Source organism: Marivivens aquimaris (genome assembly GCF_015220045.1).
Lineage (GTDB): Bacteria > Pseudomonadota > Alphaproteobacteria > Rhodobacterales > Rhodobacteraceae > Marivivens > Marivivens aquimaris.
This window is the reverse complement of record NZ_JADBGB010000001.1, coordinates 3,180,791-3,202,395: the sequence shown is the minus strand read 5'-3', so window position 1 is coordinate 3,202,395 and position 21,605 is coordinate 3,180,791. Positions and strand designations below refer to the sequence as shown.

Genomic DNA, 21,605 nt, shown 5'->3' with positions numbered 1-21,605 from the left:
GCCAAAGAAAAAGGGGCCCGAAGGCCCCTTCCTGAATTACTTGCCGCGCTTGGGCTTTCCGCCAGCGGGCGGCCCCTTGCGCTGCGGACGGGCATCTGCGCCGCGATCCATACGCTTGCTGGTATCCATCGCGTTGCGACGCTTCTTGTCGTCACCGTTCCAGCGTTTTTTACCTTCGCCGTCGGATTTGGCGGCCGGCTTGCCAGCGCGATCTTCACGCGGCTTCCAGTCGCCCTTCGGCTTGCGGTCCTTGAAATCGCCCTTGGGTTTGCGATCCTCGCGCGGCTTCCAATCGCCTTTCGGCTTGTCGTTGTCGCGGGGCTTCCAGTCACCCTTCGGCTTGTCTTCGCGCGGTTTCCAGTCACCCTTGGGCTTGCGGTCTTCGCGCGGTTTGAAATCGCCGCGGTCTTCGCGGGGCTTCCAGTCGCCTTTGGGCTTACGGTCTTCGCGCGGCTTGAAATCGCCACGGTCCTCACGCGGTTTCCAGTCGCCGCGATTTTCGCGCGGCTTGCGGTCACCACGGTCGAACGACTTCTTGCCGCCGCCCTTCGGGCCGCCACGGAACGAGAAATCAGGCGCAGAAGCCATGCGCTCGGCGGTGATGCCCTGCTCCAGACCGTCAGCGGTCATGGTCGCGAAACCATCGGCGCTCTTCTCGGCGATCTCGACGTAGGTGACATCGTCCTGAATGCGGATCGCACCGATCTCGTCCTTGCTGATGCCGCCGCTCTTAGCGAGCATCGGGAGCATCCAACGCGGGTCGGCACGGCCTTCGCGGCCGATTGACAGCGAGAACCAGACAGCCGGGCCGAACTCTTCGCGGCGCTTGGCCTTCGCTTGGTCACGGTCATCATCACGCGGCGACGGTGCGCCAAGGTCTTCCGGAGCCGAACGGCGCGCCTGATAGAGGCGCAGGTAAGCGGCAGCGATGGTTTCGGCGCTGTAACGCTCGAGCAGACGCTCGGCAAATGCGGCTTGGGTATCGGTGGGGGTCTCGTTCCACGACTCGTCGTTCAGCAGACGCTCTTCTTCGCGCGACTGGACTTCTTCAGCGGACGGGGCTTCGGTCCATTCGGCCTCGACCTTTGCGCCTTTCAGAAGGCGGGTCGCTTTGCCTTTGACCTTCGGCGGAACGATCAGAGCCGAGATACCTTTCTTACCAGCGCGGCCGGTACGGCCCGAGCGGTGCAGAAGGGTTTCGGAGTTCGACGGCAGTTCGGCGTGGATCACCAGTTCCAGACCCGGAAGGTCAATGCCGCGAGCCGCAACGTCGGTCGCCACACAAACGCGGGCACGGCCGTCGCGCATCGCCTGCAGCGCGTGGGTACGTTCAGCTTGGCTCAGTTCGCCCGAGAGCGACACAACCTGAAAACCACGGTTCGACAGACGTGCGGTCAGACGTGCTACAACGGCGCGGGTGTTCGCGAATACGATGGCGTTTTCGGCATCGTGGAACAGCAGCGTGTTGATAATCGCGTTTTCCGCATCGCGCGGGCCGACGTTCATCATCTGATACGTAATGTCAGTGTGTTGGCGCGCCTCGCCTGCGGTCTGCAGACGCATCGCGTCGCGCTGGTAGCTCTTCGCCAGCTTGGCAATGCCAGCGGGAACGGTGGCTGAGAACAACAGCGTGCGGCGCTCTTCAGGCGCTTCGCCCAGCAGGTATTCGAGGTCTTCGCGGAAACCGAGGTCCAGCATTTCGTCAGCTTCGTCGAGGACGATCGCTTTGACTTCGGACATGTCGAGCGCGCCGCGCTGGGTGTGGTCACGCAGACGGCCTGGCGTGCCGACAACGATGTGCACACCGCGGTCGAGCTTGCGGCGTTCGTCGCGCGGGTCCATGCCGCCGACAGCCGAGCCGATGACGGCACCGGTTTGGCCGTAGAGCCATGTCAGTTCGCGCTGGACCTGAAGCGCCAGTTCGCGGGTCGGCGCAACGATAACGGCGAGCGGCAGACCGGCAGGTCCGACGCGGCCGTCGTCGTTGACGATCTGGGGTGCGATAGCAAGACCGAAGCCGACAGTTTTGCCCGACCCGGTTTGCGCCGACACCAGAAGGTCACGGCCGTCCACTTCGGGATCGAGCACGGCCTTCTGGACGGCGGTCAAGTTTTCATAGCCGCGTGCAGCCAGAGCATCGGCAAGGGTCGGGATCATGTCGGGGGACTTTCACAAAGAGAATAGCAGAAGGCGCGCCAATAGCTTCTTTTAAAGGACATGTATATGGCCTTTTTCGATGGTGCATGACTGAGTGCGCGATTAGTTTGCTATTATGAAACTTTTTGTCGGACTTGGAAACCCTGGCGCGAAATATGCGCGGAATCGTCACAACATCGGTTTTATGGCCGTTGAACGGATTGCCGAGGACCACGGATTTGCCCCGTGGCGCGCGAAATTTCAGGGACAGATTAGCGAAGGGCGGCTGGGCTCCGAAAAGGTGCTGCTGCTGAAACCCGAAACGTTTATGAACCTCTCCGGCCAGTCGGTCGGCGAGGCGATGCGCTTTCACAAACTCGATCCTGCGGACGTGGTGGTATTCCATGACGAGCTCGATCTTGCCCCCGGAAAGTGTCGTTTGAAGACCGGCGGCGGCCACGCAGGCCACAATGGTTTGCGCTCCATTCACCAGCACATCGGGGCCGAATATGACCGCGTAAGGCTCGGAATCGGCCATCCAGGGCACAAAGATCGCGTTGCGGGCTATGTTTTGGCCGATTTCGCGAAGGTGGAGCAGGATTGGCTCGATGACCTGATGCGCGGCATTTCGGACGGCGCCCCTGCCCTCGCGGGTGGTGACGGTCCGAAGTTCATGAACGCCGTTGCACTGCGTGTCGCCCCGCCCCGTTCGTCGACCACGACACCCAAAGCGGCCAAACCCGCGAAGGTCGAGGCGGAACCCGAAGCCGTAGACAATCGTTCGCCTTTGCAGAAACTGGCGGACAAATTCAAATGACGGACAGGCTTCCTGAAGCGTTCAGAACCCAAGCCAAAGCGTGCGGCGAGCTCGGCTCTCCGTTCATGCAGCGCTTGATGAATCTGCTCGCCGATAGGCTGCAACCTGACCGTCCCGTCACGCGGAAGATGTTTAATTGGCCCGGAGACCTCGGTCCGTCGGGCGAATCGCTTCCCTTGCGCGTAGGTTCCGCGCTTCATGCGCTGGCGCTGCTGGAACGCTGCGGAATGCAGGACGTATTTCCGCCGCACGAGCAGGATGACGAAACGCTTTGGGGCGCTGTCGAGTGGGCGCTGACCGATGAAGCCGCGTTCATCTCGACGTGGATCGACAGCCCACCACAGACGAACGAGGTCCGCCGCTCTGCCGCGCTGATCGCCGCCGGTCAGTGGATCACGGAGCGCTACAAGCTGCCCTTGGTCCTGCGCGAAATCGGGTCGAGTGCGGGCCTGAACCTGCATTTTGATCGCTACGGGCTAGAGGTCGGTGACAAGGTCTTTGGCAACCCCGATAGCCCTGTCGTCTTCACCCCCGATTGGACCGGCAACCCGCCGCCCGCCGCAGACATCGAGGTCGTCGACCGCCAAGGCATCGACCTCATGCCCATCGACCCGCGCAGTCCTGTCGATGCGACCCGCCTGCTGTCCTACCTTTGGGCCGATCAGAACTACCGGATGGAGCTGACCCGCTCCGCCATTACGCTCTGCGACACGCCCGTGCTTCAGGGCGATGCTGTCGAATGGCTGGACAGCCTGTCGCTGACCCAAGGCGCGATGACGATGATCTATTCGACCGTCGCGTGGCAGTATCTTAGCGGGCCGCAGCAGGAACGCGGACGCGCTGCCATCGAGACACTGGGCAAGGCCGCGACAAAGAAAGCGCCGCTCGCGTGGTTCCGGATGGAGAACGACGGAAGCGGAAAAGGCGCAGCTTTGACGCTACGCCTCTGGCCCGGAGACCTGTCGCTCAAAATGGGCCGCGCCGATTTCCACGGACGCTGGATCAACTGGAAAGCACCGGAATGAAAAAGGCCCCTCGCGGGGCCTTTTATTTTAGTCGGCGTCGCGACCGATTTTGGTGTCCGACATGTCCACGCCCAGATGGCGGGCGACGGTGAAGATGTCTTTGTCACCGCGGCCACACATGTTCATGACGATGATGTGGTCCTTCGGCAGCGTCGGCGCGATCTTCATCACATGCGCCAGCGCGTGCGAGGGTTCGAGCGCCGGAATGATGCCTTCAGTACGGCAGGAGAACTGGAACGCCTCGAGCGCCTCTTTGTCTGTAATCGACACGTACTGCGCGCGGCCGATGTCGTGCAGCCATGCGTGCTCCGGACCGATACCCGGATAGTCGAGGCCAGCCGAGATCGAGAAACCTTCGAGGATCTGACCGTCTTCGTCCTGAAGCAGATACGTACGGTTGCCGTGCAGAACGCCCGGACGGCCGCCGGTCAGCGACGCGCAGTGCTCCATCTTTTCGTTCACGCCCTTACCGCCAGCTTCGACGCCGATGATGTTGACCGACTTGTCGTCGAGGAACGGGTAGAACAGGCCCATCGCATTCGAGCCGCCGCCGATCGCCGCGATCACGGTGTCGGGCAAACGGCCTTCGCCTTCCTGCTCGGGTAGCTGCCAGCGGACTTCCTTGCCGATAATCGACTGGAAATCGCGGACCATCGCCGGATAGGGGTGCGGACCGGCGACGGTGCCGATGCAGTAGAAGGTGTCGTCGATGTTGGTGACCCAGTCACGCAGCGCATCGTTCATCGCGTCCTTGAGCGTACCGCGGCCCGAAGTGACCGGAACGACTTCTGCACCCAGCAGGCGCATACGGAACACGTTCGGTGCCTGACGTTCAACGTCGTGGGCGCCCATGTAGACAACGCACTTGAGGCCGAATTTCGCACAGACCGTCGCGGTCGCAACGCCGTGCTGACCCGCGCCGGTTTCCGCGATGATGCGGGTTTTGCCCATGCGGCGCGCCAGAATGATCTGGCCGAGGACGTTGTTCACCTTGTGCGCGCCGGTGTGGTTCAGTTCGTCACGCTTGAGGTAGATCTTCGCACCGCCGAGCTCTTCGGTCATGCGGGATGCGTAATACAGCGGCGACGGACGGCCGACGTAGTGCTTCCACAGGTCGTCCATTTCAGCCCAGAAAGTGGGATCGTCCTTGGCTTTTTCGTACTCTTTCTGAAGTTCCAGAACGAGCGGCATCAGCGTTTCGGCAACGAAACGTCCGCCGTAATTGCCAAAGCGGCCTTGCTCGTCAGGTCCGTTCATGAAGCTGTTAAATAGATCGTCTGCCATGACCCTACCTCCCTATACGGATTCGCCTTCGGACTTAGCGTCCGTAAGGTCTAGGGTAAATAGCAGGTCACGACACAAAGGTAATCCGATATGTTGAAGACGGTTGGTTTCGTCGCACTTGCCACTTTCTGCGCCACCATTGCGGGAGCGGACGTCCGCCTCCCCGACCAAGAGAGGTTGGCGAACAATGCCGACACCTACGCCGAAGCCTTGGCGAGTGCAGTCGGTGCCGCCAGCCAGTCGGAACTCCGGCTTCTTGAGCAGATCGTGAACCCGCCCGAAATCGAACTGAGCAATGTGGAGGGCAACTGGAACTGCCGCACGGCGAAACTCGGCGGGCGCTTCCTAGAGATCGTCATTTACCAAGACTTCCGCTGTCGCATCACAAAGGTCGACGACGGCACCTACGATCTGGAGAAGCTGACAGGATCGCAGCGGACATCCGGCCAGTTCAGCAAGATCGAAGGCGGGAAATGGCTCTACCTCGGTGTCGGTTATGTCGATGGCGGACCTGCGGTGAGCTATGACGAACTGCCGACCGATACCAACACCCTCGTCGATCCCGGCTCGACCCATTCTGTTGTCGGTTATTTCGAAATGACGGGCGAGGATACCGCGCGCCTCATGCAGCCCTCGCCCCAATTCGAGAGCCAGTACGACATCCTCTATCTTACGAGGTGAGCGCTTTCCTGAAGCCAGCGTGGCTCTGTTTATAGCCGAGCCGGATGTAGAAACGGTGAGCCGCCACGCGCGTGCTGTTCGAGGTCAGGTTCATCACCGTGGCCCCTGCCCGCTTCGCACGTTCTTCGGCGTCGGCCACCAGCTGTTCACCGATCTTCTGCCCGCGCAGATGGGAGGCCACGCGCACGCCTTCGAGGATTGCGCGGCACGGTGCGGACAGCGAAATCAGGTGATTGATGGAGATCTGGTAGGTGGCGATGATCTTGCCGTCCATCTCTCCGACGATCAGTTCGGTGCCTTGGAGAGCATCGAACATCGCATCGCCGTCGAGCTCGGTGCGGGTTGCCCCGATCCAGTCCTCGGCCAGCAACTCCAGAATGGCGGGCACATCCGCCCGTGTCGCAGGGCGGAAGGCCAATGTCATGATTGGACGGCTTTCATGAACGCGCGGATCATGTCGGGGTCTTTGACGCCGGGTGCGCTCTCGACACCGGAGGACAGGTCCACCTGACGCGCGCCCGTGTAGTCCACCGCCTGCGCCACGTTGCCCGCGTTCAGACCTCCGGCCAGCATCCACGGACGGGTCCAGTATTTGCGGCGGGCGAGCGACCAATCAAGCGTCACACCATTGCCACCCGGACGGTCGGAACCCTTGGGCGCCTTCGGTTCGATCAGCAGCTGATCGGCGACCTTGGCGTAGATGTCGATCTGCGGGGTGTCTTCGGGGCCAGACAGGCCGATGGCCTTCATCACCGGCAGACCGTAACGGCTGCGCACTTCGGCCACACGCTCGGGCGTTTCCTTGCCGTGAAGCTGGATCATATCGAGCGGCACCTTGGCCGTGATCTGGTCCAGCAGCTCGTCTGTCGGATCGACGACCAGCGCGACCTTTGCGACGCCAAGCTTCGTCGCGAGCGCCAGATCGGCGGCTTCATCGATGGTCACATTGCGCGGGCTTTTGGGAAAGAAAACGAAGCCGACATAGGCGGCTCCGGCTTCACATGCGGCAACGAGATTGGTGCGGTCCCGAAGGCCGCAAATCTTTACGCGAACATCAGGCATCGTGCTTAGGACCGTTCGACCAGAGCCAGAACATCGTCCTTGCTGTGTCCGGTGCCATCGCTACGGGTGGCAAGTTCCTGACGCAGCTTTTTGGCTTCTTTGCCTTGGCGACGCGCCTGTTTGCGGACCGGATGCTCGCGCATCCACTCCCACAGGAATCCGATCAGCAGGCCGATGCCGACGCCAGCAAAGATCGCCACGAAGAGCGGCAGCTGGATGTCAGGTGAAATGTGAAGAAGGTCGGCCATGGCCTGAGGCATGGCGCGCAGGGTAACGATATCGCGGTTGGCGAGGCCAACCAACACAAGAACCAGCGCCACCAGACCCCAGAATGCGTAACGGATTGTTTTCATAAATCTCTCTTACTCGTCGTCTTCGGTCCCTTCCAGACCGTTCAGGCGGTCGCGCAAGAGCTTGCCTGTCTTGAAGAAAGGGACGTGCTTTTCCTCTACATCAACGGGTTCACCGGTGCGAGGGTTCCGTCCCATTCTTGCATCGCGCTTCTTGACTGAAAACGCGCCGAAACCGCGCAGTTCGACACGATTGCCTTCGGCCATGGCGTCGGTGACGGTTTCAAATACGGTATTCACGATCTTTTCGACGTCCCGCTGATAGAGATGCGGGTTCTCGTCTGCGATCTTCTGGATCAGTTCGGACCTGATCATGCTGTAGCTCCCCCCGAATAATCGGCTCAGAGTTAATCCCTGTAATAGAGAAAACTATACGTATTCAGTCCAACGCGGCAAAGGTTTCTCACAGGGCCTATGAAGAAATTCGCAGATGTTACGGGTATTTGGCACCCTTTTGCCGGTTCGGAGCTGCACAACCCAGTCGCAGATGCACACGCGACCACAACTTCACGAATTTTGATTCGGCAAAGAAAAAGCCCCGCTACCGGCTGGTAGCGGGGCCTGATCTTGCGATCCGAAGGGAACGATTACTCGTCGCCACCCTTCAGAGCTGCGCCGAGGATGTCGCCCAGCGAAGCGCCCGAGTCGGACGAACCGTACTGTTCGACAGCTTCTTTTTCTTCGGCGATTTCGCGAGCTTTGATCGACAGACCCAGCTTGCGCGACTTCGAGTCGACGTTGGTGACGCGAACGTCGACCTTGTCGCCTACGCCGAAACGCTCAGGACGCTGGTCAGCACGGTCACGCGAGAGGTCCGAACGACGGATGAACGACTTCATGCCTTCGTATTCGACCTCGATGCCGCCATCTTCGATAGCGGTGACGTTGACGGTGATGATCGAACCACGCTTCACGCCGCCGATAGCTTCAGCGAACGGGTCGCCTGCCAGCTGCTTGATCGAGAGCGAGATACGCTCTTTCTCAACGTCGACTTCGGTGACAACGGCTTTGACGACGTCGCCCTTGCGGTAGTTCTGGATGGCGTCTTCACCGCGCTCGTCCCACGACAGGTCCGAAAGGTGAACCATGCCGTCGATGTCGCCCGGCAGGCCGATGAACAGACCGAATTCGGTGATGTTCTTGACTTCGCCTTCGACCTGGGTGCCTTCCGGGTGGGTCTCAGCAAAGACTTCCCACGGGTTGCGCTGGGTCTGCTTGAGACCGAGCGAAACGCGACGCTTGGCCGAGTCGATTTCCAGAACCATGACTTCGACTTCCTGCGAGGTCGAAACGATCTTGCCCGGGTGGACGTTCTTCTTGGTCCAGGACATTTCCGAAACGTGTACCAGACCTTCGACGCCCGGCTCCAGCTCCACGAAGGCGCCGTAGTCGGTGATGTTGGTCACGCGGCCGGTGTGAACCGACTCGAGCGGGTACTTGTTTTCGACCGAATCCCACGGGTCGGCCTGAAGCTGCTTCATGCCGAGCGAGATACGGTGGGTGTCCTTGTTGATCTTGATGACCTGAACTTTGATGGTCTCGCCGATCGACAGGATTTCCGACGGGTGGTTTACACGGCGCCATGCCATGTCGGTGACGTGCAGCAGGCCGTCAACACCGCCGAGGTCAACGAACGCACCGTATTCGGTGATGTTCTTGACGACGCCTTCGACGGTCTGGCCTTCAGCCAAGTTGCCGATGACTTCGGCGCGCTGTTCGGCACGCGATTCTTCGAGGATAGCGCGACGCGAAACAACGATGTTGCCACGACGACGGTCCATCTTGAGGATCTGGAACGGCTGCTTGAGACCCATGAGCGGGCCAGCATCGCGAACCGGACGAACGTCAACCTGCGAACCCGGCAGGAACGCAACAGCGCCGCCCAGATCCACGGTGAAGCCGCCCTTGACGCGACCGAAGATTGCGCCTTCGACGCGCTCTTCTGCGGCGTATGCCTTTTCCAGACGATCCCAGGCTTCTTCGCGGCGAGCCATTTCACGCGAGATGACGGCTTCGCCACGTGCGTTTTCGGCAGCGCGCAGGAACACTTCAACTTCGTCGCCGACGTTGATGTTCGGAGCTTCGCCCGGGTTTGCGAATTCTTTAAGATCGACGCGGCCTTCCATTTTGTAGCCTACGTCGATGATGGCTTGGCCAGCTTCAACAGCGATGACTTTGCCTTTGACAACCGAACCTTCGCTCGGGGTGTCGATTTCGAAGCTTTCGTTAAGGAGGGCTTCGAATTCCTCCATCGATGCGTTAGCGCTCATGAGCGTACAGTTTCCTTTACAAGTGCTTTTCACGGGCCAGGCGGTTGGTTCCGCCGGTCTTAGTTTCGTTCATCCATGACCGCCTTGATTCGCAAAACAATGAGGGCCAGAGGTATGCCTCGGGCCCTGCTCATCTGTCTTGCGGCTCTTAACGGCCTGCGGACGTGCGTGCGTTTAGCGAATGAAACCCAAGTTTGCAAGGCTAAAACGGCTATCGCACGTCCCTTCGGCCTGATCGGCTTACTTGATCTCGGTGACGAATTGATCGCGCGGACGGCGGACCTTCTTCATCGGAGCGAGCCAGTCAGCGGTTTCGTCGCGGTAACCGACCGGAAGGATACAGACCGACTTGAGGCCCTTTTCGGTCAGACCGAGGATCTCATCGAACTTGGCGTTGTCGAAGCCTTCCATCGGGGTCGCGTCGACTTCTTCCTCGGCAGCGGCCATGATCGAGAAGCCCAGACCGATGTAAGCCTGACGAGCGGCGTGCTGGAAGTTCACGTCGGCTTCGCGCGGCAGATACATGCCTTTCAGGCGGTCGAAGTATTCCTTCAGGCCGTCCGAGCTACCGCGAACTTCGGCGGTCAGGTCGACGAATTCGTCGATGCGCGCGTCGGAGTAGTTGTCCCAAGCCGCGAAGACCAGAACAGCGGTGCCGTCGACAAGCTGACGCTGACCGAATGCGGCTTCGGACAATTGAGCGCGAACGCCATCGTTATAGACAACGAAGATTTCGAACGGCTGGAGGCCCGAGGAGGTCGGCGCCATACGAGCAGCTTCGACGATGCGGTCGATCTTTTCAGCCGGAACCTTTTTCGCGGGGTCCATGGCTTTGGTTGCGTAGCGCCAGTTCAGTTTTTCGTAGAACATTATAGTACCTTAAGGAGTGGTATATGAAAGATACTGGTATATATTGGGAACCGGAAACGAGCCGCAAGAAGGCACATTTCTGATACCCGGTATCATGGAGGGAACCGTGAAAGACATCGGCCACTGCCCGACACAATGCGGCAAAATCAACGGGTTACTGTCCCGCGTGGGTGACCGCTGGAGGATTCTGGTGATCATCTCTTTGGCGAGTCGCGATGTGATGCGCTTCAATGAGTTGAAACGGCATCTCGGAATCACGCAGCGCATGTTGTCGCGCACCCTGCGCGAGCTGGAGCGTGACGGTTTGGTCCTGCGTACTGCTTACGCGACCGTTCCGCCGACCGTGGAATACCAGTTGACGGACCTTGGACGCTCGTTCGGACGCGCGGCTGAAATCATGGGGGAGTGGGCGGTCGAAAACGTCGCTGCCGTGGATCAGGCCCGCGCTGCTTTCGACGCCAGAGAAGTCGAGAAGGCTTAAGCCATCTTCGCCTTGATCGCGGCCACAGCGGCCGCGACGGCTTCCTCGATGCTCAAATCGCTGGTGTCGACCAGAACAGCATCATCCGCCGGTTTGAGCGGTGCATCGGCGCGGTTCATGTCGCGATCGTCGCGCTCTTTGACCTCGGCCAGCACCTGAGCCTCGTCGCCGCCCACTTCGAGCCAGCGGCGATGGGCGCGCACTTCGGCAGAGGCGGTTACGAACAGCTTCACCTCGGCATCGGGACAAATGACGGTGCCGATGTCGCGACCATCCAGCACAGCGCCGCCAGCCTGAGCCGCGAAACGGCGCTGGAAATCAACAAGAGCCGCGCGGACTTCGGGGATCACAGCAACCTTCGATGCCGCCTGCCCTGCTTCCATCGTGCGCAGATCGGTGCGCTTAAGGTCTTCGGGCGTCAGGCTTTCGGCTGCGGCAATCGCCTCGGCACCATCGGTGACTTTGGCGCCGACAGCGCGATAGAGCAGACCGGTGTCGAGGTGAGCAAAACCGAAGTCGGCAGCAACAGCTTTAGAGATCGTGCCTTTACCCGCCGCTGCGGGACCGTCGATTGCTACGGTGAATTTCATGTCGCTCTCCTAGTTTAACCGGCCGCCGCCTTGCACCCACATTTCAAATAGACGCATCGCGCCAAAAAGCACCAGCAGGCCCGTCACAAGGATGGCCCGCCAGTTCCTTTTCGGCTTTTCGTCGCTCACTGGTTCGACCGCGAAACAGCAGCGCCCAGTTCGGCCATCAGCGGCTCAAAGATCGGGAACGAGGTCGCGATGGGCGAGCCGTCATCCACCGACATCGGCTTTTCGGTCGCCATGCCCATCACCATGAAAGACATGGCGATACGGTGATCGAGGCGCGATTCAACGGTCGCACCGCCCGGCACGTTGCCGAAACCAAGGCCCTTGACGATCCACCAGTCATCGCCCTCGTCCACTTCGACGCCCGCAGCGCGCAGGCCCTTGGCCATGGCGTCGATGCGGTCGGATTCCTTGACGCGTAGTTCCTTGACGCCCTTCATCACGGTGTCGCCCTCGGCGAATGCCGCGACGACCGACAGCACCGGATATTCGTCGATCATCGACGCGGCGCGGGCGGGCGGGACTTCGATGCCCTTGAGGTTCGGGCTGTATTTCGCACGCAGGTCGGCTACAGGTTCGCCGCCCTCTTCGCGCATGTTTTCGTATTCGAGGTTAGCACCCATCTCGCGCAGCGTGGTGAACAGGCCAGCGCGGGTATCATTGAGGCCGATGTTCGGAACCAGCACGTCCGAGCCTTCGGTGATGATCGCGGCACACACGGGGAAAGCAGCCGAGGACGGATCGCGCGGAACGACGATGGTCTGGGCTTTCAGTTCGGGCTGACCGGTGAGAGTGATCTTGCGGCCCTCTTCGGTGTCCTCGACAGTGATCTCTGCGCCGAAACCAGCGAGCATACGCTCGGTGTGGTCGCGGGTGGCTTCTTTCTCGATGACAACGGTCTGGCCCGGAGCGTTCAGACCAGCCAGCAGCACAGCCGATTTGACCTGAGCCGACGGGACCGGCGTGGTGTAGGTCACGGGCACGGGGTTCGCAGCGCCGACGATCGTCAGCGGCAGGCGGCCACCCTCGCGGCCGTAGGATTTCGCACCGAACAGTGCCAGCGGATCGGTCACGCGGCCCATCGGGCGCGAACGCAGCGAGGCATCGCCGGTGAACGTGGCCGAAATCGGCGAGGTCGCCATGCAACCCATAATCAGGCGCACGCCAGTGCCGGAGTTGCCGCAGTCGATGACGTCCTCAGGCTCTGCAAAGCCGCCGACGCCGACGCCTTCGACGGTCCAGTTGCCTTCACCGTGGTCGGTGACGGTGGCGCCGAAAGCGCGCATGGCCTTGGCGGTATCCAGAACGTCTTCGCCCAGCAGAAGGCCCGAAATCTCGGTCTTGCCTACAGACAGCGCGCCGAGGATCAGCGAGCGGTGCGAGATGGATTTATCGCCCGGAACATTGGCAACACCCGTCAGCGGGCCGCACTTGCGGGACGTCATTGGAATAGGGGTACCGTGGCCGGACATTCAAACCTCCTGAAGCTTCGGCAGCGTCTTAGCGCAACCCACTGTTAGCGTCCATCACCGCAGAGGCCCTTTGCACATTTGTATGTGATGGAACCCATCCGCGGTGGGGACGCTTGGTCTGGCAACACATTCCCGAAAGGAGGGCGTGATGCCCAAGAACCAATACGACGCGACCGACCCGCGCGACGCCTACCCCCGCCCGCCGTTTCCCTCGCAGCCGCAGGACAGCACCGGCAGCATCTTCGATATGAAGCCGCAGCCCGACCACGGCGAGGAAAGCTACAAAGGCTTCGGCCGCATGAAGGGCCGCAAAGCGCTGGTCACAGGCGGCGACAGCGGCATCGGACGCGCAGCGGCGATTGCCTTCGCTCGCGAAGGTGCAGACGTCGCGATTTCCTGCCTTCACCCCGACAGCGAAGATGCGAAATCCACGCTAGAGCTGCTGAAATCAGAGGGCGTGAACGCGCAGCTTTACGGCGCGGACAACAGCGACGAACAGGCGTGCATCCAGTTGATCGCGGACGTGGTGCGTGACCTCGGCGGTATCGACGTTCTGGTGAATAACGCCGGGATGCAGAAGCAGCAGCCGAAGATCGAAGACCTCGACAGCGATCAGTTTGTGAAGACCTTCCAGACGAACGTGTTCGGCACGTTCTGGCTCTGCAAATCGGCACTGAAGTACATGGAAGCGGGTGACGCGATTATTAACGTGACCTCGTCGCAGGCTTACGATCCGTCGCCGCAGCTCCTTGATTATGCCTCGACCAAGTTCGCGCTGCGCGGCTTCACCCAAGCGCTCGCTGCTCAGGTCATCGAACGCGGCATCCGCGTGAATGCCATCGCGCCGGGTCCGTTCTGGACGGCGCTTCAGCCGTCAGGCGGTCAGACCGACGAAAAGGTCCAGCATTTCGGCGAAGGTGCCGCACTTGGCCGTCCGGGCCAGCCCGCAGAGATTGGGCCGGCGTTTGTTTTCCTCGCCACCAACGAGTCGTCCTACATGACGGGCGAGACCATCGGTCAGACCGGCGGCAAGCCCATCGCGTAAACGATCAGGGCCGGATGAACGTCAGATAGTGCGGCGTCCGGCCCTCTTTCAGTGCCTTCTGCTCGTAGCGGGTGGAGTGCCAGTCATCCCACGGGGTACTCATGTCCTCGGGGCCTTTGCCCTGCCAGACGAAACCGGCCTTCGGCACTTCTTCGAGCGTCTGGCGCACGTAGTCGGGAATGTCGGTCGCCACGCGGAATTCCGAACCCGGCTTCAGGACGCGGAACAGCGGCTCGAGGTGCTCTTGGGTCACAAACCGGCGACGGTGGTGGCGTTTCTTCGGCCACGGGTCGGGGTAGTTCAGGAACGCCTTCGAAATCGAATGGTCCGGCAGCACGTCGAACACATCACGCGCATCGCCCGGATGGACGGCAACGTTCTGTGTGCCCAGCTTGCGGATCTTGCCCAGCAGCATCGCAACACCGTTCATGAACGGCTCGCACCCGATGATCTCGATCTCGGGATAGGTCTCACCCATGTGAACAAGGTGCTCACCGCCGCCAAAACCGATTTCGAGCCAGACGGGCTTGCCCTTGAAACGCGCTTCCATGTCGAGCGGTTTGCGATCGGGGTTGGTTTCCCAGCTCACATCGCCCGGAGACAGAGCCTCCAGATCTTCGTCGAGATAGTCCTTCTGCGCCTGATTCAGGGTCTTGCCATGAATACGGCCATAAAAATTGCGCCAAGGCGCGTCGGGATGTTTGTTCGATGCGGTCATGGCGCGCCCCTTACAAAGAAAAAAGCGGCAGGTCGAGACCTACCGCTTAATCTTAACCGCGTCCGCGATACGGCGGAACGCCCTGTTCGGGGATCCAGATGCCCTCGGGCTCCGGACCCGTGGCCCAGAACACGTCGATCGGGATACCGCCGCGCGGGTACCAGTAGGCACCGATGCGCAGCCATTCGGGATCGAGCAGATCGGCAATGCGCTTGCCGATCATGACCGAACAGTCTTCGTGGAAAGCACCGTGGTTACGGAACGAACCGAGGAACAGCTTGAGCGACTTGCTCTCGACCAGCCACTTGCGCGGCACATAGTCGATCATAAGGTGAGCAAAATCGGGCTGCCCCGTCAGCGGGCACAGCGAGGTGAACTCGGGCGAGGTAAACCGCACCACATAACGTTCGCCTTCGTGCGTATGGGGCACACGTTCGAGTTTTGCCTCCTCGGGCGAGGTGGGCAGATCGACGTGCGATCCAAGCTGGGTCAGTCCGGAAACATCGGTATTTGCCATCAGACGGCTCCTTTGAGTGCCTCTGCCAGATCGGTGCGCTCCCACGAGAAACCACCGTCGGCTTCCGGTGCGCGACCGAAGTGACCGTAAGCGGCAGTGCGAGCGTAGATCGGCTTATTGAGGCCCAGATGGGTACGGATACCCCGCGGCGTCAAGTCCATCGCCTGCGAAACAGCACGTTCGATAGCGGCCTCGTCTACGGTGTTGGTGCCGTAAGTGTTGGCGTAGATCGACAGGGGCTTGGCCACGCCGATGGCGTAGGACAGCTGGATCGTGCACTTGTCCGCAAGACCCGCAGCAACGACGTTCTTGGCCAGATAGCGCGAGGCATAGGCCGCCGAGCGGTCCACCTTGGTCGGATCTTTGCCCGAGAACGCACCGCCGCCGTGAGGGGCCGCGCCGCCATAGGTGTCGACGATGATCTTGCGGCCGGTCAGGCCAGCGTCGCCGTCAGGGCCGCCGATGACGAACTTGCCGGTGGGGTTGATCCACCATTCGGTCGCGTCCGACAGCCAGCCTTCCGGCAGAACTTCGCGGATGTAGGGTTCGACGATGGCGCGGACATCTTCCGAGGTCAGCGATTCATCAAGGTGCTGCGTCGACAGAACCAGCGAAGACACGCCCACCGGCTTGCCGTCACGGTACTGGATCGAAAGCTGCGATTTCGCGTCGGGGCCAAGCGCGGGCTCGGTACCGTTTTTACGCACTTCGGCCAGACGACGCAGGATCGCGTGGCTGTAATGGATCGGCGCGGGCATAAGCGCATCGGTTTCGCGGGTCGCGTGACCGAACATGATGCCCTGATCGCCAGCGCCTTCGTCCTTGTCGTCGGACGCATCGACGCCCTGGGCGATGTGCGCGGACTGTTCGTGCAGGAGGTTGGTGATCTCAACCGTCTCCCAGTGGAACTTGTCCTGCTCGTAGCCGATGTCCTTGATAGCGCCGCGAACGAGGTCCGGAACGCTGTTCATATATTCGGTCAGCTTGGACTGATCCGATAGGCCAACCTCGCCGCCGATGACCACACGGTTCGTGGTGGCGAAAGTTTCGCAAGCAACGCGGGCTTCGGGCTCTTCGGCCAGAAATGCGTCTAGAATAGTATCCGAGATACGGTCGCAGACCTTATCGGGGTGCCCTTCGGAAACAGACTCCGAAGTAAAGATGTAGTCCAGTCGTGACATGAAGTGCTCCATTAGATTTGGCCCAACCACGCCAGGAAGCCGTTGTGGGGGCACGAATGAGGAACGGCTAAACCTACTGGCGTGTTAGGTCAACGCCGTTTTTCGCCTTGCGAGAATGGCGATACCCGCAGTCAGAACAATCAGGATAACTAAAGGAATATTGGTTAATTTGCTGTAAACAGTGGGCGCGGAGGCCACTGGCAGGGGTGCGTCAATATAGCCCTCTTCGCCCATGCCCATCGACGCTGTGATCACCCCGCGCGAGTCGATCATGGCCGTGACACCTGTATTCGCGACGCGGATCAGGGGCAGACCTTGTTCGATCGCCCTGAGCCTCGCCTGCGCCAGATGCTGCATCGGACCCGCATCAGGGCCGAACCATCCGTCGTTGGTAATCAGCATGAGCGCGCGGGGGCGTTCGTCAGAATGCGAGAGCGACGGGAAAATGCCTTCGTAACAGATCAGCGGACGCACCTTGCCGATATTTGCGAACTCAATGAGGTGCGAACCCGTCCCTTCGCTGAAGCCCGACCCTTCGTTCGCGGCGAGTCCGTGGATGCCGAACTCTGCCAGCAGATTGCCGAAAGGGACATACTCGCCGAACGGTACGAGGTGGCGTTTGTCGTAGGTGTCGAGCAACTCGCCGCCCCGCCCCACGACGACCATGCTGTTGTAGTAAAGCATGTCCTCTTCGCGGTTGATGCCGACCACCACGGGCGCACCGCGCGCAACATCGGACACCTGTTCGATCACGTCACCAGCGTAGTTCAGCAGATAGGGGACGGAGGTTTCAGGCCATACGACCAGATCGGGCGTCTCCCCCGCCATCGTCGATTGGATCAAGCGGCGGTAGAACACCTGCATCTTGTCGGGATCCCACTTGTCCTCTTGTCGCGCGTTCGGCTGGACGAGGCGCACCATAGGGCCGTCGCTGATGGTTGGCTCGGGGCTGTAAGGCAGCGCTATGGCGCCGCCGATGAATACGGCGAGCAGCGCCGAAAAACGGTGGCGGATAATCAGCGACGCCAGCGCAGCGGTGAGCATGATGATGAGGACCGTCAGCCCGTAGGCACCAACGAACGGCACCGCGTGGATGGCAAAGGTGTCGAGGTAGGACTGCGCGAACTGCCCCCACGGGAAACCCGTGAAGAGATACGCCCGCCCTATTTCACCAAGGATCAGGCCCAGCGCCCAAGCCGCCCTGCCCCGTCCGAGCCTGACCGCGATCCACATGCTGACCGCCCAGAACAGCGCAAGGCCCATAGGTAGCAGAGCCGCCGCGAAGGGCGCCATCCAGCCGTAGATGTCGGCCTCCACGCGGAAAGGGTATTCGATCCAGCGGAGCATTGGGCCGAAATAGGCAACGCCCGCCAGCCACGCCTGAAACGCGGCGACCTTTGGCGCGCTGGACGACGTGATCGCCCAAAGCACCAGTGCAGGCACGATGAGATAGGCAAAGTTCAGAGGCTCCTGACCGAGCATCATCAGGAGGCCGGCGAGGACCGGCGCTCCGAAAGTCATCAGGTGCCTCATGAAGTCTTAGGCCTCGGCAGGTTTGTTGACGCGCACGCGCAGACGCTTGATCCGGCGCGGATCGGCCTCGATCACCTCGAACTCCGGCCCGTCGGGGTGTTTGATCACCTCGCCGCGCGCAGGAACGTGGCCCGCCAGCATGAACACAAGGCCACCGAGCGTATCGATTTCCTCGTCATCGATTTCTTCGTGTGCACCGAGATCGAGACCGATCTCCTGCTCGAAGTCATCCAGATCGGTCTTCGCATAGACGAGGTAGACACCCGGCCCTTCGCTCACGAAGGATGCGGCCTCTTCTTCGTCGTGCTCGTCCTCGATCTCGCCCACGACCTGTTCGATGAGGTCTTCGATCGTCACGAGACCATCGGTCCCGCCGTATTCGTCGATCACCAGCGCCATGTGGGTCCGCTCTGCCTGCATCTTTTGCAGCAGCACATGCAGCGGCATGGACGGCGGCACGTAGATCAGCGGGCGCAGCATCTGGTTGAGGTCATAGGTGTCTTCGTCGCAGTCGAAACCGAACTTCAAGGCAAAGTCCTTGAGGTTCACCAGCCCCATAGGGCTGTCGAGCGTATTGTCGTAGACAGGGATACGGGTCAGCCCGCTATCGCGGAACGTCTGGACCAGCTCCTCTTTGGTGCTGGTGATCGGAACCGCCACGATATCCGTTTTGGGGATTGAGACGTCTTCGACACGCATCCTGCGCAGGTTGGATAGTCCCAACACCGGCTGCATGGGAACGACGTTCCCGTTGTGATGCGTTTCCTCATCCTCTTCGGACGGGTTAAAAGCGTCGAATATGCGGCTGAGAAAACCGCTCTTGTTGCCGTCTATGGTGTCCGCTTGCGCGCTCTGCGCTGCGATAGAAGGACCCTCGTTGGTGTCGCCCATTGTCTCCAAACCTATAGCCCAGGCAGCGTTGCCGGACTTTCCAACTACGAATATGGGTCAGCCATACCCATTTTGCCAAGTATTTCGGTCTCGATTCCTTCCATCAGCGCAGCATCGCCGTCCCTGATGTGATCAAAACCCAACAAATGAAGGATGCCGTGGATCATCAGATGCATGGCGTGATCGCGCAGCGGTTTGCCGGCCTCGGTGGCTTCGCGCTCGCATGTCTCATAGGAAATCGCGATATCGCCCAGCTCGATGGTGCCGAAGACATCCGCTTCGGGCGCTTCGGGCATGTCGCCGTCGTCTTCTGCGCCGCGCTCGTCTGCGGGCCAAGAGAGGACGTTCGTCGCTTTGTCTTTCTCGCGGAAATCGGCGTTCAGTTCGCGGATGCGCGCATCATCGCAACCCAGCACCGACAGCTCGCATTCCTCGGCATCGATACCCAGCCGTTCGAGAACAGCGTGAGCAGCCGTTTCGGTGATGTCCTCAAGCCCGAGGTCCACCCAACGATCGTCGGTGATTTCAATGTCGATTTGCACGGGAACCGTCCTGATATTGTCGCGCGGCCCTTAACAGGCCGCGTGACAGGCTACCAGCGAATTACCTTTTCACGTCGTCGGCGTCGTATGCCTCGATAATCGCGGCGACGAGCGGGTGACGCACCACGTCCTTGGACGTGAAGTAGTTGAAGCTGATCTTCTTGATGCCCTTGAGCAGACGCTCCGCATCGACAAGACCGGAGTCCATGCCGCGCGGAAGGTCGATCTGGCTGCGGTCGCCGGTGATGACCATGCGAGAGCCTTCACCCAGACGGGTCAGGAACATCTTCATCTGCATGGACGTGGCGTTCTGCGCCTCATCGAGCACGATGAACGCGCGGGACAGCGTACGGCCACGCATGAAGGCGAGCGGAGCGATCTCGATCTTCTTTTCTTCCATCAGCTTCTGCACTTGCTTGCTGGGAAGGAAATCGTTCAGCGCGTCGTATAGCGGCTGCATGTACGGATCGACCTTGTCCTTCATGTCACCCGGCAGGAAGCCGAGCTTTTCGCCCGCTTCGACAGCGGGGCGCGACAGGATGATCTTGTCGACCTGACCAGTGATGAACATCGACACACCAACAGCGACCGCGAGGTACGTCTTACCTGTACCGGCTGGGCCGATACCGAAGGCCAGTTCGTTCTTGAACAGGTTCTTGACGTATTCCTTCTGCGCGTCGGTGCGCGGCTCGACCATTTTCTTGCGGGTCTTGATTTCGACCGCGCCGCCTTTGAACATCTCCATCTGGTCGCCAGCTTGTGTGCCGGTTTCCTTTTCGGAGTGCCCCATGCGGAGCTCGCGATCAACGTCCGCCGGTTCGACCTGACGGCCCGATTCGAGACGGGCGTAGAGAGCGTTGAGCACCTCTGCTGCTTTTTCGCGGGAGCCTTCCTCGCCGATCAGGATCAAGTGGTTCCCTCGTCGCGCAATCTGTATACCCAGGATTTCCTCGATTTTCGCAAGGTTGCGATCATATTCACCGCAGAGATCGATTAGCAGGAAGTTATCCGGGAATTCGATCACCAGCTCAGAGGGCGGGGTCAAGATGTCGACTGGCAAGCACGTCTCCTAACTAGAGGTGGTATAACTGGATGGTGGCAAGTTGCGGGCCATCTGGCAAGCGCTTCGTAACATCACCCTATATGCGCAACGTAACAGGCCGCGGAAAGTTCCGCGGCCTGCTGCAAATTTAGACGTTCTTTGAACTCAGAGAGTGTCGGGGATCGGCGTGCCAGCCTTGAACGGACCAACGGCCTGCTCCGGCGCGCCCACGCCCGAACATACGGGAAGTCCATCCGGCGTCAGACGCGGCGACAGGTAACCTTCGACACCGTCGTCGATGATCCAGTGGTCGCAGCCGTTCGGATCGATCCAGACACCCGCGACGAGGGTCGACAGGTGGTGGGAGTTGATGCCGCGGTCAATGCTCTTGTCGGGACCGTAGGAGCCCATTTCGAGGCCCTCGGTACATGCCGAAACAGTAGCAGCACCAGCGAGGAGGACGGCGACTTTAACGATGTTCATATCCATCTCTCCTTAGCGCAGGCAGTAAATGTCGACGCGGCGGTTCTCTGCCATGCCGGCAGCGGTCGCGTTCGATGCTTTCGGGTTACGCTCGCCAAAGCCGCGTACGTCAACGACGCGGGCACCGACGGTGCCGCCGATGTTCGCAACAGCGGTCGCACGGTTCTGCGAAAGCGTCATGTTGTATTCGTCCGAAGCGCGGCTATCGGTGTGACCGTAGATCAGGAAGCCGAAGACACCGTTCGCCATGCTGTCGGCGAAGAAGCCTTCAAGGCGCTGACGGCCTTGCGCGTTGATCGAGTATTTGTCGGTGTCGAAGTACTGGTCGGTCGGCACAACGCCGCAGATTTCGCTGCGGTGGCAGACAGCCGAGCCGTCGCGGCGACGGTTGGCGTCCATGTAACCTTCGGCACCGTCGTCCATGACCCAGTGCTCGCAACCATCGGGGTCGATCCAGATGGTCGGAATATATCGTTCGGAATCGACTGCACCGATGCCCTGCGCCATCGCCGCGCCGCCCATTGCCGTCGAGATAATCAAGATGGCTGCACCAACGCCCCCAAACGCTTTAGCAACCAGCGATCCCCATTTAGTCATCACAAATAAGCC

24 protein-coding genes and 1 riboswitch are annotated in these 21,605 nt (G+C 60.6%); of the genes, 5 read left to right on the top strand and 19 right to left on the bottom strand.

The features are described from left to right. Positions 1-36 precede the first annotated feature (36 nt). Positions 37-2,157, bottom strand: coding sequence for a DEAD/DEAH box helicase (locus IF204_RS15920; protein ID WP_194098009.1), 2,121 nt, complete (start codon positions 2,155-2,157; stop codon positions 37-39). Between the two features lie 115 nt (positions 2,158-2,272). Between IF204_RS15920 and pth the strand changes: the two genes are divergently transcribed. Next, complete coding sequence (pth, locus tag IF204_RS15915; RefSeq protein WP_194098008.1) at positions 2,273-2,953, top strand: aminoacyl-tRNA hydrolase; 681 nt, start codon at positions 2,273-2,275, stop codon at positions 2,951-2,953. Further along, positions 2,950-3,978 (top strand): DUF2332 domain-containing protein, encoded by a 1,029-nt coding sequence (locus tag IF204_RS15910; protein WP_194098007.1) that lies wholly within the window; start codon positions 2,950-2,952, stop codon positions 3,976-3,978. Before pth ends, IF204_RS15910 begins: the two co-directional genes overlap by 4 nt. 27 nt (positions 3,979-4,005) lie before the next feature. Here the strand turns inward: IF204_RS15910 and trpB are convergent, their stop codons facing one another. Next, a complete protein-coding gene (gene trpB / locus IF204_RS15905) occupies positions 4,006-5,262 on the bottom strand; it encodes a tryptophan synthase subunit beta (protein ID WP_194098006.1) in 1,257 nt (418 codons plus the stop codon). A 90-nt stretch (positions 5,263-5,352) separates the two neighbouring features. On the opposite strand from trpB, the gene IF204_RS15900 reads away from it, so the two are divergent. Then, positions 5,353-5,943: a DUF4893 domain-containing protein gene (locus tag IF204_RS15900; RefSeq protein WP_194098005.1), complete on the top strand. Its 591-nt coding sequence runs from the start codon at positions 5,353-5,355 to the stop codon at positions 5,941-5,943. Here IF204_RS15900 and IF204_RS15895 read toward each other — a convergent pair. From IF204_RS15895 to IF204_RS15870, 6 genes are all read right to left on the bottom strand, one after another. Continuing rightward, a complete protein-coding gene (locus IF204_RS15895; protein WP_194098004.1) occupies positions 5,933-6,367 on the bottom strand; it encodes a GNAT family N-acetyltransferase in 435 nt (144 codons plus the stop codon). The two genes, IF204_RS15900 and IF204_RS15895, sit on opposite strands and share 11 nt — an antisense overlap. Next, positions 6,364-7,005 carry a phosphoribosylanthranilate isomerase gene (locus IF204_RS15890; protein ID WP_194098003.1) on the bottom strand — a complete coding sequence of 214 codons (642 nt, stop codon included), beginning with the start codon at positions 7,003-7,005 and terminating at the stop codon, positions 6,364-6,366. Before IF204_RS15890 ends, IF204_RS15895 begins: the two co-directional genes overlap by 4 nt. Before the next feature lie 5 nt (positions 7,006-7,010). Next, positions 7,011-7,358 carry a LapA family protein gene (locus IF204_RS15885; protein ID WP_167637224.1) on the bottom strand — a complete coding sequence of 116 codons (348 nt, stop codon included), beginning with the start codon at positions 7,356-7,358 and terminating at the stop codon, positions 7,011-7,013. Between the two features lie 9 nt (positions 7,359-7,367). After that, positions 7,368-7,670, bottom strand: a complete 303-nt coding sequence (gene ihfB / locus IF204_RS15880) for an integration host factor subunit beta (protein ID WP_167637222.1) — start codon at positions 7,668-7,670, stop codon at positions 7,368-7,370. 272 nt (positions 7,671-7,942) lie between these two features. Further along, positions 7,943-9,625 (bottom strand): 30S ribosomal protein S1, encoded by a 1,683-nt coding sequence (rpsA, locus tag IF204_RS15875; protein WP_194098002.1) that lies wholly within the window; start codon positions 9,623-9,625, stop codon positions 7,943-7,945. A gap of 240 nt (positions 9,626-9,865) precedes the next feature. Then, positions 9,866-10,495 (bottom strand): NAD(P)H-dependent oxidoreductase, encoded by a 630-nt coding sequence (locus tag IF204_RS15870; RefSeq protein ID WP_194098001.1) that lies wholly within the window; start codon positions 10,493-10,495, stop codon positions 9,866-9,868. Positions 10,496-10,601: 106 nt separating this feature from the next. On the opposite strand from IF204_RS15870, the gene IF204_RS15865 reads away from it, so the two are divergent. Beyond that, entirely contained in the window at positions 10,602-10,976 is a 375-nt protein-coding gene (locus IF204_RS15865) for a winged helix-turn-helix transcriptional regulator (RefSeq protein ID WP_322743298.1), read from the top strand. Here IF204_RS15865 and IF204_RS15860 read toward each other — a convergent pair. Next, complete coding sequence (locus IF204_RS15860; protein ID WP_194097999.1) at positions 10,973-11,566, bottom strand: (d)CMP kinase; 594 nt, start codon at positions 11,564-11,566, stop codon at positions 10,973-10,975. The two genes, IF204_RS15865 and IF204_RS15860, sit on opposite strands and share 4 nt — an antisense overlap. 125 nt (positions 11,567-11,691) lie before the next feature. Beyond that, complete coding sequence (gene aroA / locus IF204_RS15855) at positions 11,692-13,044, bottom strand: 3-phosphoshikimate 1-carboxyvinyltransferase (protein WP_194097998.1); 1,353 nt, start codon at positions 13,042-13,044, stop codon at positions 11,692-11,694. Between the two features lie 148 nt (positions 13,045-13,192). On the opposite strand from aroA, the gene IF204_RS15850 reads away from it, so the two are divergent. Next, the gene (locus IF204_RS15850; RefSeq protein WP_194097997.1) at positions 13,193-14,089 is read left to right on the top strand and encodes an SDR family oxidoreductase; all 897 of its coding nucleotides are present in this window, start codon (positions 13,193-13,195) and stop codon (positions 14,087-14,089) included. A 4-nt stretch (positions 14,090-14,093) separates the two neighbouring features. Here the strand turns inward: IF204_RS15850 and trmB are convergent, their stop codons facing one another. The 9 genes from trmB to IF204_RS15805 form a co-directional block, all read right to left on the bottom strand. Further along, positions 14,094-14,807: a tRNA (guanosine(46)-N7)-methyltransferase TrmB gene (gene trmB, locus IF204_RS15845; RefSeq protein ID WP_167637208.1), complete on the bottom strand. Its 714-nt coding sequence runs from the start codon at positions 14,805-14,807 to the stop codon at positions 14,094-14,096. A gap of 52 nt (positions 14,808-14,859) precedes the next feature. Then, complete coding sequence (queF, locus tag IF204_RS15840) at positions 14,860-15,324, bottom strand: preQ(1) synthase (protein WP_167637206.1); 465 nt, start codon at positions 15,322-15,324, stop codon at positions 14,860-14,862. After that, on the bottom strand, positions 15,324-16,505 hold the full coding sequence (gene metK / locus IF204_RS15835; RefSeq protein WP_194097996.1) for a methionine adenosyltransferase: 1,182 nt from the start codon (positions 16,503-16,505) through the stop codon (positions 15,324-15,326). Before metK ends, queF begins: the two co-directional genes overlap by 1 nt. A gap of 4 nt (positions 16,506-16,509) precedes the next feature. Continuing rightward, positions 16,510-16,559: riboswitch (SAM-SAH riboswitch) on the bottom strand. A 30-nt stretch (positions 16,560-16,589) separates the two neighbouring features. Next, a complete protein-coding gene (lnt, locus tag IF204_RS15830) occupies positions 16,590-18,026 on the bottom strand; it encodes an apolipoprotein N-acyltransferase (protein WP_194097995.1) in 1,437 nt (478 codons plus the stop codon). An 18-nt stretch (positions 18,027-18,044) separates the two neighbouring features. Continuing rightward, positions 18,045-18,929, bottom strand: a complete 885-nt coding sequence (locus tag IF204_RS15825; RefSeq protein ID WP_194097994.1) for a transporter associated domain-containing protein — start codon at positions 18,927-18,929, stop codon at positions 18,045-18,047. Between the two features lie 44 nt (positions 18,930-18,973). Then, positions 18,974-19,471, bottom strand: a complete 498-nt coding sequence (gene ybeY / locus IF204_RS15820; protein ID WP_194097993.1) for an rRNA maturation RNase YbeY — start codon at positions 19,469-19,471, stop codon at positions 18,974-18,976. Between the two features lie 61 nt (positions 19,472-19,532). Beyond that, positions 19,533-20,531 (bottom strand): PhoH family protein, encoded by a 999-nt coding sequence (locus IF204_RS15815; RefSeq protein WP_167637187.1) that lies wholly within the window; start codon positions 20,529-20,531, stop codon positions 19,533-19,535. 147 nt (positions 20,532-20,678) lie between these two features. Beyond that, positions 20,679-20,996, bottom strand: coding sequence for a hypothetical protein (locus IF204_RS15810; protein WP_167637185.1), 318 nt, complete (start codon positions 20,994-20,996; stop codon positions 20,679-20,681). 12 nt (positions 20,997-21,008) lie between these two features. Next, entirely contained in the window at positions 21,009-21,593 is a 585-nt protein-coding gene (locus IF204_RS15805) for an OmpA family protein (RefSeq protein ID WP_407658935.1), read from the bottom strand. Positions 21,594-21,605: the final 12 nt, after the last annotated feature.

Excerpts from the sequence above, each read along its gene's own strand:
- trmB (WP_167637208.1), bottom strand. The coding sequence starts at position 14,807 with ATGACCGCATCGAACAAACATCCCGACGCGCCTTGGCGCAATTTTTAT.
- IF204_RS15870 (WP_194098001.1), bottom strand. The coding sequence starts at position 10,495 with ATGTTCTACGAAAAACTGAACTGGCGCTACGCAACCAAAGCCATGGAC.
- aroA (WP_194097998.1), bottom strand. The coding sequence starts at position 13,044 with ATGTCCGGCCACGGTACCCCTATTCCAATGACGTCCCGCAAGTGCGGC.
- ihfB (WP_167637222.1), bottom strand. The coding sequence starts at position 7,670 with ATGATCAGGTCCGAACTGATCCAGAAGATCGCAGACGAGAACCCGCAT.
- IF204_RS15885 (WP_167637224.1), bottom strand. The coding sequence starts at position 7,358 with ATGAAAACAATCCGTTACGCATTCTGGGGTCTGGTGGCGCTGGTTCTT.
- IF204_RS15860 (WP_194097999.1), bottom strand. The coding sequence starts at position 11,566 with ATGAAATTCACCGTAGCAATCGACGGTCCCGCAGCGGCGGGTAAAGGC.
- IF204_RS15895 (WP_194098004.1), bottom strand. The coding sequence starts at position 6,367 with ATGACATTGGCCTTCCGCCCTGCGACACGGGCGGATGTGCCCGCCATT.
- rpsA (WP_194098002.1), bottom strand. The coding sequence starts at position 9,625 with ATGAGCGCTAACGCATCGATGGAGGAATTCGAAGCCCTCCTTAACGAA.
- IF204_RS15900 (WP_194098005.1), top strand. The coding sequence starts at position 5,353 with ATGTTGAAGACGGTTGGTTTCGTCGCACTTGCCACTTTCTGCGCCACC.
- IF204_RS15890 (WP_194098003.1), bottom strand. The coding sequence starts at position 7,005 with ATGCCTGATGTTCGCGTAAAGATTTGCGGCCTTCGGGACCGCACCAAT.
- lnt (WP_194097995.1), bottom strand. The coding sequence starts at position 18,026 with ATGACTTTCGGAGCGCCGGTCCTCGCCGGCCTCCTGATGATGCTCGGT.
- queF (WP_167637206.1), bottom strand. The coding sequence starts at position 15,324 with ATGGCAAATACCGATGTTTCCGGACTGACCCAGCTTGGATCGCACGTC.
- IF204_RS15810 (WP_167637185.1), bottom strand. The coding sequence starts at position 20,996 with ATGAACATCGTTAAAGTCGCCGTCCTCCTCGCTGGTGCTGCTACTGTT.
- metK (WP_194097996.1), bottom strand. The coding sequence starts at position 16,505 with ATGTCACGACTGGACTACATCTTTACTTCGGAGTCTGTTTCCGAAGGG.
- IF204_RS15805 (WP_407658935.1), bottom strand. The coding sequence starts at position 21,593 with ATGACTAAATGGGGATCGCTGGTTGCTAAAGCGTTTGGGGGCGTTGGT.
- IF204_RS15920 (WP_194098009.1), bottom strand. The coding sequence starts at position 2,157 with ATGATCCCGACCCTTGCCGATGCTCTGGCTGCACGCGGCTATGAAAAC.
- IF204_RS15910 (WP_194098007.1), top strand. The coding sequence starts at position 2,950 with ATGACGGACAGGCTTCCTGAAGCGTTCAGAACCCAAGCCAAAGCGTGC.
- IF204_RS15825 (WP_194097994.1), bottom strand. The coding sequence starts at position 18,929 with ATGGGCGACACCAACGAGGGTCCTTCTATCGCAGCGCAGAGCGCGCAA.
- trpB (WP_194098006.1), bottom strand. The coding sequence starts at position 5,262 with ATGGCAGACGATCTATTTAACAGCTTCATGAACGGACCTGACGAGCAA.
- IF204_RS15850 (WP_194097997.1), top strand. The coding sequence starts at position 13,193 with ATGCCCAAGAACCAATACGACGCGACCGACCCGCGCGACGCCTACCCC.
- pth (WP_194098008.1), top strand. The coding sequence starts at position 2,273 with ATGAAACTTTTTGTCGGACTTGGAAACCCTGGCGCGAAATATGCGCGG.